This window comes from Candidatus Poriferisodalis sp. (genome assembly GCF_965221945.1).
Lineage (GTDB): Bacteria > Actinomycetota > Acidimicrobiia > Acidimicrobiales > Poriferisodalaceae > Poriferisodalis.
In genome coordinates this window covers 3,205,165-3,220,106 of record NZ_OZ244925.1, presented here as the reverse complement: position 1 = coordinate 3,220,106, position 14,942 = coordinate 3,205,165, and the positions used below count along the sequence as shown (strand labels likewise).

At 66.5% G+C, this 14,942-nt stretch carries 16 protein-coding genes and 3 tRNA genes; 9 read left to right on the top strand and 10 right to left on the bottom strand.

Translation table 11 applies throughout. The features are described from left to right. The first annotated feature begins 41 nt into the window (after positions 1 to 41). A complete protein-coding gene (locus ACOQPH_RS15165) occupies positions 42 to 1,463 on the top strand; it encodes an NAD-dependent malic enzyme (protein WP_420622177.1) in 1,422 nt (473 codons plus the stop codon). 38 nt (positions 1,464 to 1,501) lie between these two features. Here ACOQPH_RS15165 and ACOQPH_RS15160 read toward each other — a convergent pair. The 6 genes from ACOQPH_RS15160 to ACOQPH_RS15135 form a co-directional block, all read right to left on the bottom strand. Further along, positions 1,502 to 1,574 (bottom strand) — tRNA-Phe (locus ACOQPH_RS15160). A gap of 1 nt (position 1,575) precedes the next feature. Then, positions 1,576 to 1,650 (bottom strand) — tRNA-Asp (locus tag ACOQPH_RS15155). An 83-nt stretch (positions 1,651 to 1,733) separates the two neighbouring features. After that, positions 1,734 to 2,999 (bottom strand): winged helix-turn-helix domain-containing protein, encoded by a 1,266-nt coding sequence (locus ACOQPH_RS15150; RefSeq protein WP_420622176.1) that lies wholly within the window; start codon positions 2,997 to 2,999, stop codon positions 1,734 to 1,736. Positions 3,000 to 3,057: 58 nt separating this feature from the next. Beyond that, the gene (gene rpmG / locus ACOQPH_RS15145) at positions 3,058 to 3,222 is read right to left on the bottom strand and encodes a 50S ribosomal protein L33 (RefSeq protein WP_420622175.1); all 165 of its coding nucleotides are present in this window, start codon (positions 3,220 to 3,222) and stop codon (positions 3,058 to 3,060) included. After that, positions 3,222 to 3,458, bottom strand: a complete 237-nt coding sequence (gene rpmB, locus ACOQPH_RS15140) for a 50S ribosomal protein L28 (RefSeq protein WP_419551298.1) — start codon at positions 3,456 to 3,458, stop codon at positions 3,222 to 3,224. Before rpmB ends, rpmG begins: the two co-directional genes overlap by 1 nt. A gap of 105 nt (positions 3,459 to 3,563) precedes the next feature. Further along, positions 3,564 to 4,649, bottom strand: a complete 1,086-nt coding sequence (locus ACOQPH_RS15135) for an LLM class flavin-dependent oxidoreductase (RefSeq protein ID WP_420622174.1) — start codon at positions 4,647 to 4,649, stop codon at positions 3,564 to 3,566. Between the two features lie 74 nt (positions 4,650 to 4,723). Between ACOQPH_RS15135 and ACOQPH_RS15130 the strand changes: the two genes are divergently transcribed. From ACOQPH_RS15130 to ACOQPH_RS15120, 3 genes are all read left to right on the top strand, one after another. Then, on the top strand, positions 4,724 to 5,296 hold the full coding sequence (locus ACOQPH_RS15130) for an NUDIX hydrolase (RefSeq protein ID WP_420622173.1): 573 nt from the start codon (positions 4,724 to 4,726) through the stop codon (positions 5,294 to 5,296). A 67-nt stretch (positions 5,297 to 5,363) separates the two neighbouring features. Then, positions 5,364 to 6,083: a response regulator transcription factor gene (locus tag ACOQPH_RS15125; RefSeq protein ID WP_420622172.1), complete on the top strand. Its 720-nt coding sequence runs from the start codon at positions 5,364 to 5,366 to the stop codon at positions 6,081 to 6,083. Beyond that, positions 6,080 to 7,447 carry a HAMP domain-containing sensor histidine kinase gene (locus ACOQPH_RS15120; RefSeq protein WP_420622171.1) on the top strand — a complete coding sequence of 456 codons (1,368 nt, stop codon included), beginning with the start codon at positions 6,080 to 6,082 and terminating at the stop codon, positions 7,445 to 7,447. The genes ACOQPH_RS15125 and ACOQPH_RS15120 overlap by 4 nt, the downstream gene beginning before the upstream one ends. A gap of 19 nt (positions 7,448 to 7,466) precedes the next feature. Here the strand turns inward: ACOQPH_RS15120 and ACOQPH_RS15115 are convergent. The 4 genes from ACOQPH_RS15115 to ACOQPH_RS15100 all read right to left on the bottom strand — a co-directional run bounded on the left by ACOQPH_RS15115 (position 7,467) and on the right by ACOQPH_RS15100 (position 9,550). Then, positions 7,467 to 7,539 (bottom strand) — tRNA-Glu (locus tag ACOQPH_RS15115). A gap of 61 nt (positions 7,540 to 7,600) precedes the next feature. Further along, positions 7,601 to 8,053 (bottom strand): DUF2017 family protein, encoded by a 453-nt coding sequence (locus ACOQPH_RS15110; RefSeq protein ID WP_420622170.1) that lies wholly within the window; start codon positions 8,051 to 8,053, stop codon positions 7,601 to 7,603. A 95-nt stretch (positions 8,054 to 8,148) separates the two neighbouring features. After that, positions 8,149 to 8,457, bottom strand: a complete 309-nt coding sequence (gene clpS, locus ACOQPH_RS15105) for an ATP-dependent Clp protease adapter ClpS (RefSeq protein WP_420622169.1) — start codon at positions 8,455 to 8,457, stop codon at positions 8,149 to 8,151. Positions 8,458 to 8,461: 4 nt separating this feature from the next. Beyond that, positions 8,462 to 9,550, bottom strand: coding sequence for a COX15/CtaA family protein (locus ACOQPH_RS15100; protein WP_420622168.1), 1,089 nt, complete (start codon positions 9,548 to 9,550; stop codon positions 8,462 to 8,464). Between the two features lie 36 nt (positions 9,551 to 9,586). Here ACOQPH_RS15100 and ACOQPH_RS15095 point away from each other — a divergent pair, with 36 nt between their 5' ends. The 5 genes from ACOQPH_RS15095 (at position 9,587) to coxB (ending at position 14,932) form a co-directional block, all read left to right on the top strand. Further along, positions 9,587 to 10,483, top strand: a complete 897-nt coding sequence (locus tag ACOQPH_RS15095; RefSeq protein WP_420622167.1) for a heme o synthase — start codon at positions 9,587 to 9,589, stop codon at positions 10,481 to 10,483. Positions 10,484 to 10,688: 205 nt separating this feature from the next. Next, positions 10,689 to 12,365 carry a cbb3-type cytochrome c oxidase subunit I gene (locus ACOQPH_RS15090; protein WP_420622166.1) on the top strand — a complete coding sequence of 559 codons (1,677 nt, stop codon included), beginning with the start codon at positions 10,689 to 10,691 and terminating at the stop codon, positions 12,363 to 12,365. Beyond that, the gene (locus ACOQPH_RS15085; protein ID WP_420622165.1) at positions 12,365 to 13,006 is read left to right on the top strand and encodes a cytochrome c oxidase subunit 3; all 642 of its coding nucleotides are present in this window, start codon (positions 12,365 to 12,367) and stop codon (positions 13,004 to 13,006) included. Before ACOQPH_RS15090 ends, ACOQPH_RS15085 begins: the two co-directional genes overlap by 1 nt. A 7-nt stretch (positions 13,007 to 13,013) precedes the next feature. Then, positions 13,014 to 13,802 carry a hypothetical protein gene (locus ACOQPH_RS15080; protein WP_420622164.1) on the top strand — a complete coding sequence of 263 codons (789 nt, stop codon included), beginning with the start codon at positions 13,014 to 13,016 and terminating at the stop codon, positions 13,800 to 13,802. Then, the gene (gene coxB / locus ACOQPH_RS15075; RefSeq protein WP_420622163.1) at positions 13,802 to 14,932 is read left to right on the top strand and encodes a cytochrome c oxidase subunit II; all 1,131 of its coding nucleotides are present in this window, start codon (positions 13,802 to 13,804) and stop codon (positions 14,930 to 14,932) included. The genes ACOQPH_RS15080 and coxB overlap by 1 nt, the downstream gene beginning before the upstream one ends. Positions 14,933 to 14,942 lie beyond the last annotated feature (10 nt).

Genomic DNA, 14,942 nt, shown 5'->3' with positions numbered 1-14,942 from the left:
CCCAATACCCTGCCAGCGCTGCAGCCGCGCCAGGAGCACTGATGACTGCCACCGCAGGGTCTCGACCCACCGCCGCCTTCTCCGCCACGCTCGAGGTCGAGCTTGCCCACGTTCCGGGCACACTCGGCCGGCTGTGCATGGCCATCGGTGACGTCGGGGGCAACATCCAAAGCCTCGACGGCTTCACCATCATGCAAGGAACCCTGACCCAGCACATCGTCGTGGACGCTTCCAGCGAGGCCCACATCGCCCAGATCTGCGCGGCGGTGAACGGCCTCGAAGGCATCACGGTCATCTCAGCCCTCGACCGCACCTTCGAGCTCCACGCCGACGGCAAGCTCGAGACGGTCAGCCGCATCCCGCTGCGAAATGCCGACGACCTCTCCATGGCGTACACACCCGGTGTGGCCCGGGTGTGCCAGGCAATCGTGGACGAACCCGAGCGCGTCCACGACCTGACCATCAAGGGCAACACGGTGGCGATCGTCACCGACGGCACAGCGGTGCTTGGTCTCGGCGATATCGGTCCCGCCGCGGCGATGCCGGTGATGGAAGGCAAGGCGCTCCTGTTCAAGGAATTCGCCGGAGTGGACGCCTTCCCGATCTGCCTGGACGTGAACGATCCCGCAGAAATCGTCGAGACCGTCATCCGGCTGGCGCCCACCTTCGGCGGCATCAACCTCGAGGACATCGCTGCGCCCGGAGCCTTCGAGGTGGAAGAGGCGCTGCGCGCTGCGCTTGACATCCCCGTGTTCCATGACGACCAGCACGGCACTGCCGTGGTGGCGCTGGCCGCGCTCGAGAACTCGGCGCGCATCGTCGGCAAGGAGATGGCGAATCTGCGCTGCGTCATCCTGGGCGCGGGCGCCGCGGGCGTTGCGACGGCCAAGATCCTGCTCGGTGCGGGCATCGGCGACGTGATCGCGTGCGACCGCAAGGGCACCATTCATCCCGGGCGCACTGACTTGAATCACTCCAAGGCGTGGCTGGCGAACAACACGAACGTCGATCGCGTGGCGGGGTCGGTGTCCGACGCGATGGCGGGCGCTGAGGTGTTCCTGGGCTTGAGCGGCCCCGGCCTCATCACGCGCGCCGACGTCGAGACGATGGCCGAGCGGCCGATCGTGTTCGCGATGGCCAATCCGGATCCCGAGATCCTGCCCGACGCCATCGCCGACATCGTCGGGGTCATGGCGACGGGTCGCAGCGACTATCCCAACCAGATCAACAACGTGCTCGCATTCCCGGGCATCTTCCGCGGCGCATTCGACGCTGGCGCCACCGACATCACCGAGAACATGAAGATTGCGGCTGCCGACGCCATCGCGGCAGCGGTGTCCAGTGACGATCTCAGCCCCGATCTCGTCATCCCCACCGCGTTCGACCGCTCAGTCGTTCCGGCAGTTGCAAACGCGGTAGCCACGGCCGCAATCAGCGACGGCGTAACACGCAACACCAACTGAGGCTCGCGAGTGCGGCGGAGCCTTGCACTCGCAAAAAGTGGTCGGGACCGGCGTCGATCCGGTGACCTCACGCTTTTCAGGCGCGCGCTCTGCCAACTGAGCTACCCGACCGCGGTCCCGACGGGATTTGAACCCGCGACCTCTGGCTTGACAGGCCAGCGTGAACTCCAGACTTCACCACGGGACCAGCTGTATTGCTGTGTGCTTGCACCAGCGTTGGGGCCGAGGTCCCTGCTGGTGCAAGAGCAGCAACGATAGCCACCTCGATCATCAATCAGCGCGGCCCAGTGCCACGCGAAGTCGGTCAGCGAGGTCGCCGCGGGGCTCCACCGATACACCCTCACCTCCGCACCACGCCGACAGCGAGCGCAGTTCTGTCGCCAAGGCCTCGAGCGCTCGGTCTTCGGCGGTGATGCCGGTGGGCCACCACCCTGGCTCGGCCCAAGCGGCGGGTACCTCGAGCCGTCCGCGCTCGCGGTCGAAGCGCAGGTCAAGCCGTGCTACGAGGGCGTCGTCGTGCAGGAACGGCAGTACGAAGTAGCCGTACTGACGCTTCGCCTTGGGCGTGTAGATCTCGATCCGGTAGTGGAACCCGAAGAGCCGTTCAGCGCGCGGGCGGTACCACACCAGGGGATCGAAGGGGCTGAGCAGCACAGAACGGGAACGCTTACGGGCGAGCTGAACGTCTGCGGGAACGTACGCGGGAACGTCCCAGCCCTCGACCGCCCTTTCGCACAAGGCACCGTCTTCGGTCAATTCACCCAGACGCGCCCGCGCAATGCGCTTGGGCAGTCGGTGGTAGTCGATCAGATCATCGGCTGTCGCAATGCCCAGACACGCCGCCGCCTGACACAGCAACGCCCGATGTGCGTCCGGTTCGTCGATGTCGCGTGGCAGCACATCACCGGGCAGCACTCGTTCGATCAGGTCGTAGCGCCGTGTGAAACCGACACGCGCTGCCACCCCCACGTGGCCAGCCCAGAACAGCCAGCCCAGCGCCAACTTGGCGTTGCTGCGCGTGCCCCAAGGACCGCGCACGCCGGGACCCCAGCCCATTGCCGAATCCAGCTCAGAAGACGTGGCAGGCCCGTTGCTGGCGAGCCATCCGATGACGTCGTCGATGCGCGCTCGCTCGTCGCGCTCGAATCGGACGTACAGGGGCCACATCTCGCCCTCGGAGCCCCGCCGCATGCGCCAGCGGTACAGCGGCCAGTCGCGGACCCGCACGAACGAGGCCTCATGGCCCCAATACTCCGTGAGCTCGCGCCGCTCGGGCTGGCGTGGGTATGCCGCCCTTTCCAGCAGCCCCAGTGCGGCCTCATGGCTGCCGCCGAGCCGGGCCCGCAACACCAGCAGGTGTGAGCGTGCCAGCACGCTGACGGCGTCGATCTGCAGCAGACCCATGCGGTTCATGGCCGTGCGCAGGTGCCGGACATCGAGGCGGGCGGCTGGCAGCGGTGCCGCCAACCCCTGGGCGCCAATGGCGAGGCGCCGCGCTGCCCGCAGGCTCAGGCGCGTCGGCCGCGCTTGTGTCATTCGAGGCCGGTCGGCGCATCGCATGACGATGCGCGCAATCAGAAATCTCCGGCGCCGCTCAGCGTTCTTCTCTGAAGATGACGTGGCGACGAAGCACCGGGTCGTACTTGCGCAACTCGATGCGGTCGCGGGTGTTCGTCTTGTTCTTGCGCGTCGAGTACGTGTAGCCGCTGCCTTCGGTTGACTTCAGCTTGATGACCGGCCGCTTGTCGCTCTTGGGCATCAGATCTTCTCCCCACGCCGGCGCAGGTCAGCAACCACCGACTCGATGCCGCGCTTGTTGATGGTCTTGATGCCCTTGGCGCTGACCGTCAGCGTCACCCAGCGGTGCTCGTTGGGCACCCAGAAACGCTTCCGCTGAATGTTCGGCTTAAACCAGCGCTTCGTGCGGCGGTGCGAGTGGGACACGTTGAAGCCCGAATGCGGCCGACGACCGGTGACTTGGCAGATGTTGCTCATTCCCAGCATCTCCAGCGGGTGGGCTTGACAGCAGCGCACGAGGCTACCGAAGTGTCGGCGCGCATCGTCGTGCGATGCGCTGTTCTGTCGGCGCGCATCGTCGTGCTAGTCGGCCTGTAATAGAGGGAGGATCTCGCGGCCGACTCGCTCGAGTACTTCGTAGCGAGGGTCGAAGTTCGGCAGGATCATGATCTGGTCGAGCCCGCGCTCGCCCAGGTCCATCAGGCGCTCGGTGACCACCTCGCCAGTGCCAACAAGGCAGGTGGCGTCGATGAGCTCGTCGGTCAGGAACTGAGTTTCCTCTGGCAGCACCCAGCAGTTGTGACCGGCATGGATCCGCTGGTGGATGCGTTCGGGGTCGGTGTCGTCGAGCATCGCGCAATACTCGTCCCAGATGGCTTCCAGCCGGGTGCCGGGAGCACGGCCGTATTGGCGGTACTGGTCGTAGGAGTAATGCACTGAGGCCATCGCGAACGCTCCGGCCTCGTGGTACACGCGCTCGCGCTGGCTAGCCAGCGTCTCGCCGTCGTTCAGCACCACGATGGTCGTGAGCGAGCACATCAGATAGTCGCTGCGGTCAATCGTGCGGCCCGCCTCGGCGGCGCCGGCTTCGATGAACTCCCACACACGTGCGGTGGCCGAGCCGTCGGGCGGCACCGACAGGACTGCGCCGTCGCCGTACTGGCCCGCAAGACCCAGCGAACGCGGCCCGAAGCCCGAGATGTACAGCGGGATCGGATCGTCGAAGTTGACGAAACCGGCGTCGGGCATGATGTGACGGATCGGCTCGGCGGTGCCGCCGAAGTGATGGATGGCTTCCTCGCCACGCAGCAGCGGCCGCAGCGCCGCGAGATACCGGTCGAATTCGGCGATGCGCTGCGGCTTGTGCCCCATGATTCGCATCGCTGTGTTGCCCGTGCCGATGCCCAGGAACGTCCGGCCCGGAGCGAGCGCGTTGATGGTGGCGATCGAAGCCGCCGTCACGGGTGCGGGACGAGTGCCGGAGACCGATACGCCGGTGCCGAGCTGAATCGTGCTGGTCCGCTCGGCCGCGAGTGCCAGCGTGGCGTAGCAGTCCGACCACAGCATGTGGCTGTCGGCGAACCAGGCATGGGTGTAGCCGAGCTCTTCAGCGCGCGTGACGTACTCCAGGTCGCCGATGTGCGATGCGATGCAAATCCCCAAGTCCATAATGAATCCTCGTGCTGAGTTCTGTTGGCCCGACAAGCACGCCGCGGCTGGCGCAGACACGCTAGACACGAACCGTGGCACAGGACATGCCTGAGTTGTCGGAGAAGCGGTTGTCGGAGAAGCGGTCTTCGAAGAAGGGGTCCGCAAGGAAGGACCAGAAGAACATCCCCTCCGAGGCGTCGGCAAAGCCTCGCCGCCGTCACGTCGAGTGGGGTCGCTATTCCAACGCTCCCATGGACCGGGCAGCCGGAGGCGTGGTGTGCCACGAGGGTTCGGTGTTGGTGGTGCACCGCCCTCGCTACGACGACTGGTCGCTGCCCAAGGGGCACCTCAAGCGCGGCGAGACCTGGGCCGAGGCGGCGCTGCGCGAAGTCCGAGAGGAGACCGGGGTGCGATGCGCGATCACTTCGGCGCCGTATCCGGTCAGCTACCTGATTGGCGACCAGGTGCCGAAGATCGTGCTGTTCTACGCGATGACGCCGGCGAAGATGCCGAAGCGGCTGAAGGGCGATCCCGGCGAAGTTGACGAGGTGGCCTGGTGGGACATCGCTGATGCCGTCCGGGCGCTGAGCTACGACATCGAGCGCGACGCCTGCTCGGTACTCACGATCCCGCACCTGCGTCGCCGCAACTCCGCCGCTGGATGAGCGGCCACCGCCCGGGCCCGCCGGCATTCTCATGGGATTCTCACCGTCTGGATTCCAGAATGGGACTGTGGACCCTGACCGGCCGGGCGGCAACGGTCCCGCTGTAGCCGTCGTCGACGACGATCAGCGGATCCGTGCGGCATTGCGTCGCGCCCTGCAGATCGAGGGTTATTCGGTGCTCGAGGGTCGCGATGGCCTCGAGGGAGAGGCATTGGCCGGCAGAGCTGACGTGATGGTGCTCGATGCCACTATGCCGAATCTGGGCGGCTTCGAGCTGTGCCGTCGCTTGCGTGCTGCTGGGAGCAGGTTGCCGATCCTGCTGTTGACGGCCCGGGGTTCGACCGTCGACCGGGTGGAAGGCCTCGATGCCGGAGCCGACGACTACCTGGCGAAGCCGTTCGCGCTCGACGAGCTGCTGGCACGGCTGCGGGCACTGCTGCGCCGGGGTGCAGCTTCCGAGGCCTCTGGAGGCGATGAGCGGCTGGCCTGCGGCGACATCGTCATGGACACGGCCAGCTACGAGGTGACGTGTGCCGGTGAGACGGTGACACTGACGCACACCGAGCATCAGCTGCTGGAATTGTTCCTGCGCAACCCCGATCGCGTTCTGACGCGTGATGAGATCTACGACACGGTCTGGGGTTACGACGCCTCGCTCGCCTCGAATTCGCTGGAGGTGTACGTCGGCTATCTGCGCCGCAAGCTGGCAGAAGCGAACACTGGCACAGATGGGCGTGGACCCATTCGCACCGTGCGCAGCGTGGGATACGTGCTGAGAAGCTCGTGAGCTTCCGAACACGCCTGGGTCTGCTGGTGGCCGCTTCGGTAGCGGTCGCAGTGTTGGCGGTGTTGGGGGTCATGTTGTGGATCGCGCGCAGCGAGGCCCGCTCGGCGATTGACGAGCAGCTCGAGGAACGTGCGCACGTCCTGGTGACTGCTGATGGCCGCTTTCGCCAGAGCGTCGGGATTCGCGCGTTTGGCAAGCACGTCCCCTACGACGTGCTGGTCCAGGTGATTGGGCCCAAGGGAACGGTGAGATACATCTCTGATGACGTGATTCCGGTCTCGCGCGGCGACCTTGAGGTCGCCTTGGGCCACGCGAAGACTCACTCCGCCGATGTCGCCACCGACACGGTGAGGCTCCGGGTGTTGACGGTCTCGCTGGGGCCACGCGGAGCACTCATGGTCGCCCGGCCGTTGAGCGAGTTCGACCACTACGCCCACGGAGTGCGTGAGGCGCTCGCAGTAGTGGCGATCGCTGGCGTCGCTCTCGCGGGTTTACTGGGCTTCCTTGTAGCTGGCCGCGCAATGGGCCCGGTGCGTCGACTGACGGCCGCGGCGCAGAACGTCGCCCAAACCCAGGATCTCGACCAGCCCATCGAGCCCGAGCGTGACGACGAGCTTGGCGAGCTGGCGCGCAGCTTCAACGCGATGCTCGAAGCACTTGCCCTGTCGCGCGCCCAACAACAGCGGTTGGTGACCGACGCCGGCCACGAACTTCGGACGCCGCTCACCAGCATCCGTACCAACATCGAGCTGCTGTCGCGTGCCGAAGCCACACAGGACTCCGATGGGGCGGCCGCGGTGCTCGATTCCAATGAGCGCCGCCGGATGCTTGACGACGTCCAGTTCGAGCTGGATCAGCTCACCGAGCTGGTGGGCGAACTCGTCGAGTTGGCCAGTGATCAGCGTGCCCAGGGCGAGCCGACGCCAGTCGATCTCGTCGACATTGCGGCCTCGGTGGTGGACCGGCACCGTCGTCGCGCCGAGGTCGACTTTGTGACCGACTTTGAGTCGTGCGAGGTGGTGGTCAACGTGGCGTTGGTGGAGCGTGCCATCAGCAACCTCATCGACAACGCCCTCAAGTGGTCACCGCCCGGTGAGCCCATCGAGATCAGCGTTGCGCATCGTGAAGGCCTAGCGATCGTTTTGGTGCGCGACCGCGGTCCCGGAATCGACCCCGCCCTGCGGGAGGTGGTCTTCGAACGCTTCTACCGGGCTCCCGAGTCTCGCTCGCAGCCCGGTTCGGGCCTCGGGCTGTCCATTGTCGACTACGTCGCTCGCACCCACGAGGGCTCCGCGGCCGTCATCGACACCGAAGGCCCGGGAGCCACTGTCGAGCTGCGTCTGCCGCTGGCCGAGCGCGACTGAGATGGTCGCGGAATCGCAGCACCCCCAACGGGATTCGAACCCGTGCCGCCGGCGTGAAAGGCCGGTGTCCTAGGCCGCTAGACGATGGGGGCAGGGCATCTCAGGCTAGGCCGGAGCCGTCTGGGGGCAACGACCGCAATGGCACCGCCGGGATCAGCGGTGCGCGGCGTCAATGAGTTCGGCGAGCAGGCCCCCAAGGTAGTGGTACCGCAGGCGCGGCCGCTGGCCGGGATCGTGCGGGTCGACATCAGTCGAGTCATCTTCCTCGGAGATGTCGAGCTGGGTGCCGAGGACCAGGCGCAGCTCGTTCAGACCCTGCACCCAGGCGGTCACCTGGTCGTCGTCGAGGTGATCAGCTTCGAGCGTGCCATCGAGCAGATCGAGGTGATCGAGCCGCTCGGCCAGCAGCTCGTCGCGCATGAGGCGCTGGTAGTCGGCGTCGCGATCGGGATCGCTCAGGTAAGCCGGCGGGAACAGGCGCCGGAGCGATGGATCCAAGCCGTCCCCGCCGTCGCGTGCTGGCGTGTGATCCAGCAAGTTCCTGCGCAGCTCTCCCACCATCTCGGCAAGGAGTCGCCGCTCCCAATCGGCGAGATGCACGCTCACCAAGGATCCGCGAGCTCCAAAACGCGTTCCGGTCACGAGGTCATCTTTGTCGTGCCACCGGGAGTCAGCCGCCAGCAGCGTGCAGCGGACACCGCTCAGGTGTCCTTCTGCATGGTGGCCCACAGGCCGTACTCGTGCAGGCGAAAGACATCGAGCTCGGCCTTCTCGCGCGTCCCCCAGGCCACCGCCGCACGACCCTTGTTGTGCACGTCCAGCATCAGCTCGGTCGCCTTGGCCTCGCTGTACCCGAACAGCTTCTGGAACACATACACGACGTAGCTCATCAGGTTGATCGGGTCGTTCCAGACCAGAACCACCCACGGCACATCGGTGCTGTGTTCGTCCTCGGTCGTCGGATCGCGGATGACCTCAGGGTCGGCGACGGCCGGTGCAGGCGGGCTCACGGCATCATTTTGCGAAGCCGCGGGACGCGATGCCAACCGATTCGTCGACCGGCGGCTGCGCTGAGAGGGTTTGCGTGGCCGCAGGCTGTGTTGAATGGATCCCGGTTGCCAGCACCAAGCGGGTCATGGCGATGGTTGCCAGTGTGGCGCCAGCGACATGCAGCGCAACGAGCAGCACTGGCAGTTCGGTGAAGTACTGCACATAGCCGATGGCGGCCTGTACGGCCATGACACCGATCACCGTGCGCACCCTCCGCCCCAGTTGCGACGCACATGTACCGAACGCACTACCGCGATGCGCGATGGCCACGCGCCGCACGCGAGCGCCGAGCACCAAGGTGACGACAGCCAGGATCACCACAGTGATGCCGTGGATGCGCGCTACCGACGGCAGCGCGAACTGCAATCGCTCGACGTGCTCGTCACCGCCGTGGGGGCCCGTGCCGGTCACCACCGTCCCGGTCCACAGCGCTGCCGCGGTCAACGCCGCCGCGAGCCAGGCGTGCGCCCGGATCGGCGTCCCAAGCGCAGCGCTCGTGTTCCCGCCAGCCCGCGGCTCGATGCCTGCCCGGTGTTGCAGCACGACCGCTGCCGCCACCAGCACCTGCGATGCCAAGAAATGCGACATGACGATCGGCGGCGACAGGTGCGTCAGCACGGTGACCGCACCGAGGCCGATCTGAAATGCGACGCCCACAACCAGCGCAAGCGACCACCACATCAGGTCAGCCCGCCGGGGATCCCGCCACAACGACGCGCCGACGGCCAAGACAACCGCCACCGACACCAAACCGGTCACGATGCGGTTTCCGAACTCCACCCAGCCGTGGAAGTCCGCAGCCGGCACGAACTCGCCGGGCTCGCAGTTCGGCCAATCGCTGCACCCCAGCCCGCTGCCAGTGAGTCGCACCAGCGCGCCGGTAATCACAATTGCCACGAGCGCCCAGAGCGCCCAACGGGCTACCAGTGCGAACCGCCTCGGCGTTACACACGGCCTGCGCCCCCGCAGGCGCATCTGGTACGGCCTGCGCCCCCGCAGGCGCATCAGGTCCAGCCTGCCCTCCCCGACACGCGCCTGACGCAGCAAGCTCACGCCGAAACGCTAGAGGCGACACGTACGCTCACAGCAATGCTGGCGACGCTGCGCCCAACACTCTTTGGATCAACATTGCGGGGGTATGTCGCGCTCACGAAGCCGCGCATCATCGAGCTGCTGCTGGTGACAACGGTGCCGCCGATGTTTGTCGCCGAAGGTGGCGTGCCCAGCCTGGCGCTTGTGGTGCTCACCGTCGTCGGCGGCACGCTGTCCGCGGCAGGTGCCAACACCTTCAACATGTACATCGATCGCGACATCGATGCCACGATGGCTCGGACGGCGCATCGACCGCTGGTCGTCGGCACCGTGACGCCCCGCGCGGCCCTGATCTACGGCGTGGTGCTCGAGGTGTTGGCCTTCGGGATTCTGTGGTGGGGCGCCAATCTGCTGGTAGCGCTGCTGGCGCTGGCGGCCTGCCTGTTCTACGTGTTCGTGTACACGCTGTGGCTGAAGCGGACGTCCGCCCAGAACATCGTCATCGGCGGGGCGGCGGGCGCGGCGCCGGTGCTCGTCGGCTGGGCGGCCGTGACGGGCTCGCTGTCGCTTGAGGCCTGGATCGCTTTCGCTATCGTCTTCTTCTGGACGCCGCCGCACTTCTGGGCGCTGGCAATTCGCTATGCCGACGACTACGGCGCTGCCGACGTGCCGATGCTGCCGTCGGTAGCGAGCGAGCGCTCGGTGCTGGTGCAGATGACGCTGCACACGGTCGCGGTGATCGCGCTGTCGCTGTGGTTCGCCGTGGCCGCCGAAACAGGAGCGCTGTACTTGGTGGCAGCGGTGTCTGGGGGTGCAGCATTCGGGTGGCAACTGCTGGCGCTCTGGCGCTCTCTGAACCCTGGTACCGCAATGCGCGTCTTCCACAGCTCCATCGCATACCTCGGCCTGCTGTTCGTGGCGATGGCAGCCGACGTGATTGTGCGGTTCGGCTAGTGACGGGGTTGTGGTGGGGCACCGGCGTGCAGCCAGTGCGGAAGACCGCCGCGATTTGGTCGCAGACAATCTGGTTGAGGAGCCCGCGGGTCGCTAGAGTGCCCCGTTGGTGTCGCCCCAAAGCGGCGCTGCCCGCCGAGTCCGGGAATCACTTCGCCGCATGACCGACGCCACTACCGAAGCTGAGCATTCGGAAGGATCTGCCGTGGCTTCACAGGCAGAAGACCCCACGGCGTTCGGCTGGCTCAATACCACCGACCACAAGCGCATCGGTCGCCTGTTCATCGGCTGTTCCCTGCTGTTCGCTCTGGCTGGTGCGGTCACCGACCTGCTGGTGCGCTTCGATCTTGCCTCAGCAAACGGCCACACCGTTCTGAATTCCGACACCTTCGTGCAGGCGTTCACGTTCACGCGGGACGCTTTGGTGTTCGGCATGCTCATCCCGCTGTTCCTGGGCATTGCGATGTATGTGGTCCCGCTGCAGGTGGGTGCCCCCAACGTGGCATTCGGCCGGGCAGCAGCTCTGTCGTTCTGGGGCTGGCTGATCTCGTTCGGCATCCTCGTTGGCGCGTACATCGCCAACGGCGGGCCCGGTGGGGGCTGGGACGACGGCGTCGACCTGCACTTGCTGGCGGTTGCCGGGCTCGTGATGTCGCTGCTCACCGGCGCCATTTGCGTTGCCGTCACCACGCTCACCATGCGTGCCCCGGGCATGTACATGGACCGCACGCCCCCATTCGCGTGGTCGGCGCTCGTGACGGCGTCGATGCTGGTGGTCAGCCTCGGCGTGGTGCTCGGCCAGATCGTCATTCTCTACATCGACCACCGCTACGGCCGCGTGTTCCTCGAAGGCAACTACGGCATCTGGTCCCGTATCGACTGGATGTACCGGACGCCGCAACTGTTCATCTATGTGGTGCCGGTTCTGGGCGTGGCCGCCGAGGTCATGCTGGCCGCAGCCCGGCGCTGGGTATTCGAGCCGCTCGCGCTGTACTTCACGATGGGCCTCGTTGGGCTCTTCGGATTCGGCGCCTGGGCCAACTTTGGCATCACCGCCGAGGGTGCCGACATCGTCGATGGCCTCGAAGGCATCGTGCTGGTCGGCCTGTACGCCGGCGCGCTGGCGGGTGTCTCCGGATTGCTGGCGCTGCTGGGCTTCACCGTGTGGCAGAGCCGCAAGTGGCCGCGTCCCAACACGGCGGTGCTGGCCGCATTCTTTGCCGGCCTGCTCGTGGCGGTCGCCGCGCTGATCGGACTGATCGGCGCGGCTGTGGACTGGCTGCAGATCGCTGGCCGAGGCATCGACGGAAATGCCCCACTGCGCATGACCACGTGGGTGACGGGCCAACAGAGCCTGCTCATCTACGGCGCAGGGCTGCTCGGAGCGCTCGCTGCGCTGCACTGGTGGGCACCCAAGATCTGGGGCCGGCGCCTGTCCGAGCTTGCAGGCTTGGCGAGCTTCGCTGCCATTGGCGGTGGCGCATTCCTCGCATGGCTCGGCCCGACGCTGTCAGGTGCCTTCACCGAGCAGCCGCAGTTCGTCTACCACGACCCGCTGCTCACGACCGGCTATGCGGGCCTCGTCGATGCATCGGGCGCGGAGGGTCTGTCGGTTCTCGGCGCCATCGGCGTGATCGGGGTGCTGGCCGGGTTGGCGCTCGTGGTCCTGAACATCCTGGTCTCGGTTGCAATGGGCAAGGGCGCCGAAGCCGAAGCCGACCCCTGGGGCGGGCTCACCCCAGAATGGCTGCTCGACTCGCCGCCCCCGCTCGGCCCCGCTGAAGCATTGCCTGAGCTCACGTCCGGCACGCCGCTGCTCGACGCGGAACTCAACGGCAGCGTTGCTGCAGGCGAACGTGAAGCGCAGGAGGTGCCGGCCTGATGCCAGCATCCATCGCCAACCCAGCCAGCGCCGCGAGCACGGTTGAGGGCCAGCAACCCGGCCGCTATGTCGTTCCCGGCCTACCGCCGCGCCCGCGTAGCCAGCTGGTCGGCACGGGCTTTGCAATTGCAGCCGGGGCCATGGCAGTCGCCGGAGCGCTGGGCCACTACATGGCCCGCCGGCACGCCTCGGGCATGGACCCGGGCCACGAATGGCTGGCCGGCCACGCTGTACCGAGTCCGCAGCTCGTCTATGCCCTCATCACGCTGCTCGTCTCGGTGGTGACTGCGCACTGGGCCGTGTGGGCAAGCGGCCGCGGCGAACGCGGTCACACCTGGGTGGGCATGGCCATCACGCTGGTGATGGGCTTCGCCTTCTTCAACATGGTGATGTTCAGCCTGAACCGCATGGAGGTAGAGCTCGGCTCGGGCGAGTGGGCCAACCTCGCGTTCGCGGTAACCGGGCTCTCGCTGGCCATCCTGATCGTCGGAATGTTCTACCTCGGCCTCATGACGCTCCGGTCGCTTGGCGGCGGCGTCGGCCGGGACCGTTCAACGCCGCTGGGCGCAGCGGTCTTCTTCTGGGACTTCGCCGTGCTTGCGTGGGCAGCCACCTGGTACGCCGTGTACGTGGTGAAGTAGGGGATCGATGGTCGGCATCGCCAGCAGATACTTCGCCGGTCGCATCGCGCTGGCCGCCGCAGCCGCAGTGGTTGTCGGCGTGCTCACCGGCATGGACGACACGGGCCATGTGGTCATGTACGCCACCATCGTGCTGGGTGTCGCTGCTGCGGCATTTGCGTTGCTGTTCGCCCTGGCACTGACGGTGGGCGACGGCGACTCGCCCGACCGGGCGCATTCGCACGACTACCGGCCGACACCGGCCTACTGGCCGATCATGGCGGCGGTGGGCATGGGCGTGCTCATGGTCGGCTTGGTGACGGGCTCCCTGCTGACCATTGCAGGCGTGGCGCTGCTGCTCATTTCCGCTGTCGAGTGGACGATGAGCGCGTGGGCAGAGCACCTCTCCACTGACGCAGCATCGAATGCGGTCGAGCGGGCCCGGTTGCTGCGGCCCTTCGAGATCTCGCTCTATGGCGTGCTGGGCATCGGTGTGCCGGTGGTGCTGGCCTCCCGGATCTTCCTGTCGGTGAGCAAGACCAAGGCGAGCTTGGCGGCAATCGTGATTGCAGCGATGATCCTGGCGTTCGCGTTCGTGGTGTACGCCAAGCCCCAGATCAGGCGTTCGGTGATGGCCTCGACGCTGGTGCTGGGTGGCGTTGCACTCATCGTGGCGGGCATCGCTTTTGGGGTGAGGGGTGAGCGCGAGTTTCACCCGGAGGGCGGCGCCGAGATCGCTGGCGATCACGGCGAACCTGGCGAGGAGGGCTCAGGCGAATCGGACGAGTCTGGCGAAACCGGCGGGGGACACGAGTGATGGGCACCGGTTTCGCTCGACGCTGGCGCCTGGTCGCGTTGGCCCTGCTGGGGTTGATTGCAGCAGGCTGTGCCACCGGTCGCCTCGATGCCACCAAACCGGTCGGGGAGAACGCGCAGAAAATCGACGGCCTCATGCGCCTGTCGGGCTGGATGGCCGTCGGTGTCGGCATCTTCGTGGCGGCTGCGGTTGCCACGATCATCGTGAAGTTCCGGGCCAAGCCCACCGACGACCCCGACGACCTGCCCCCGCAGATCCACGGCAACCGCAAAGCCGAACTTACGTGGACGATCATCCCGACGATCTTGCTGATCTTCCTGACCGTGATCACCTTGCCGACGGTGTTCGCGCTCGCCAAAGAAGGTGACGGAATCACGATCAAGGTTGAGGGCCAGCAGTGGTGGTGGCAGTTCAGCTACGACATCGACGAGAACGGCCAGTACGACATCGTCACTGCGAACGATCTGGTCATCCCCACCGGCGAAGAGATCAACCTCGAAATCCATTCCAACGACGTCATCCACTCGTTCTGGATCCCCCGGCTGAACGGCAAGAAAGACGCTGTGCCCGGGCGTGTGCACGATTGGCGGATCAGCTCCAACGAGCCGGGCATCTTCTACGGAGAGTGCGTGGAGTTCTGCGGCCTGAGCCACGCCAACATGCAGATGCGGGCCATTGCGCTCGACCCCGACGATTTCGATCGCTGGGTGCGCCAGCAGTACGACGGGCAGACACAGGCCCGAGACGTCGCACCCGCTGAGGGGACGCCCGAAGCCGCCGGAGCGACGCTGTTCGAGACCCACTGCATCAGCTGCCACGTCGTCGACGGTGCGTACGAGAGCGCCGCCGGCGGCAACGCGAACCTCCTCTCAGGCCTCGCGCCGAACCTCACCAACCTGATGGGCCGCACGGCGTTCGCCGGGGCGCTGTACGACACGTACCTGCCCGACGGCAGCCTCAACATCGCCAAGCTTCGTGAGTGGGTGCGCAATGCGCCGAACATGAAGCCGGCCCGCGCGGACAACCAGCAGGGCATGCTGGACTTCTCCGAGGTGCTGACCGATCAGGACCTCGACAACCTCATGGCGTACCTGAAGACCCTCGGCAGCCCGCCCGTGCTGCCCCAATGAGCACGGCCCG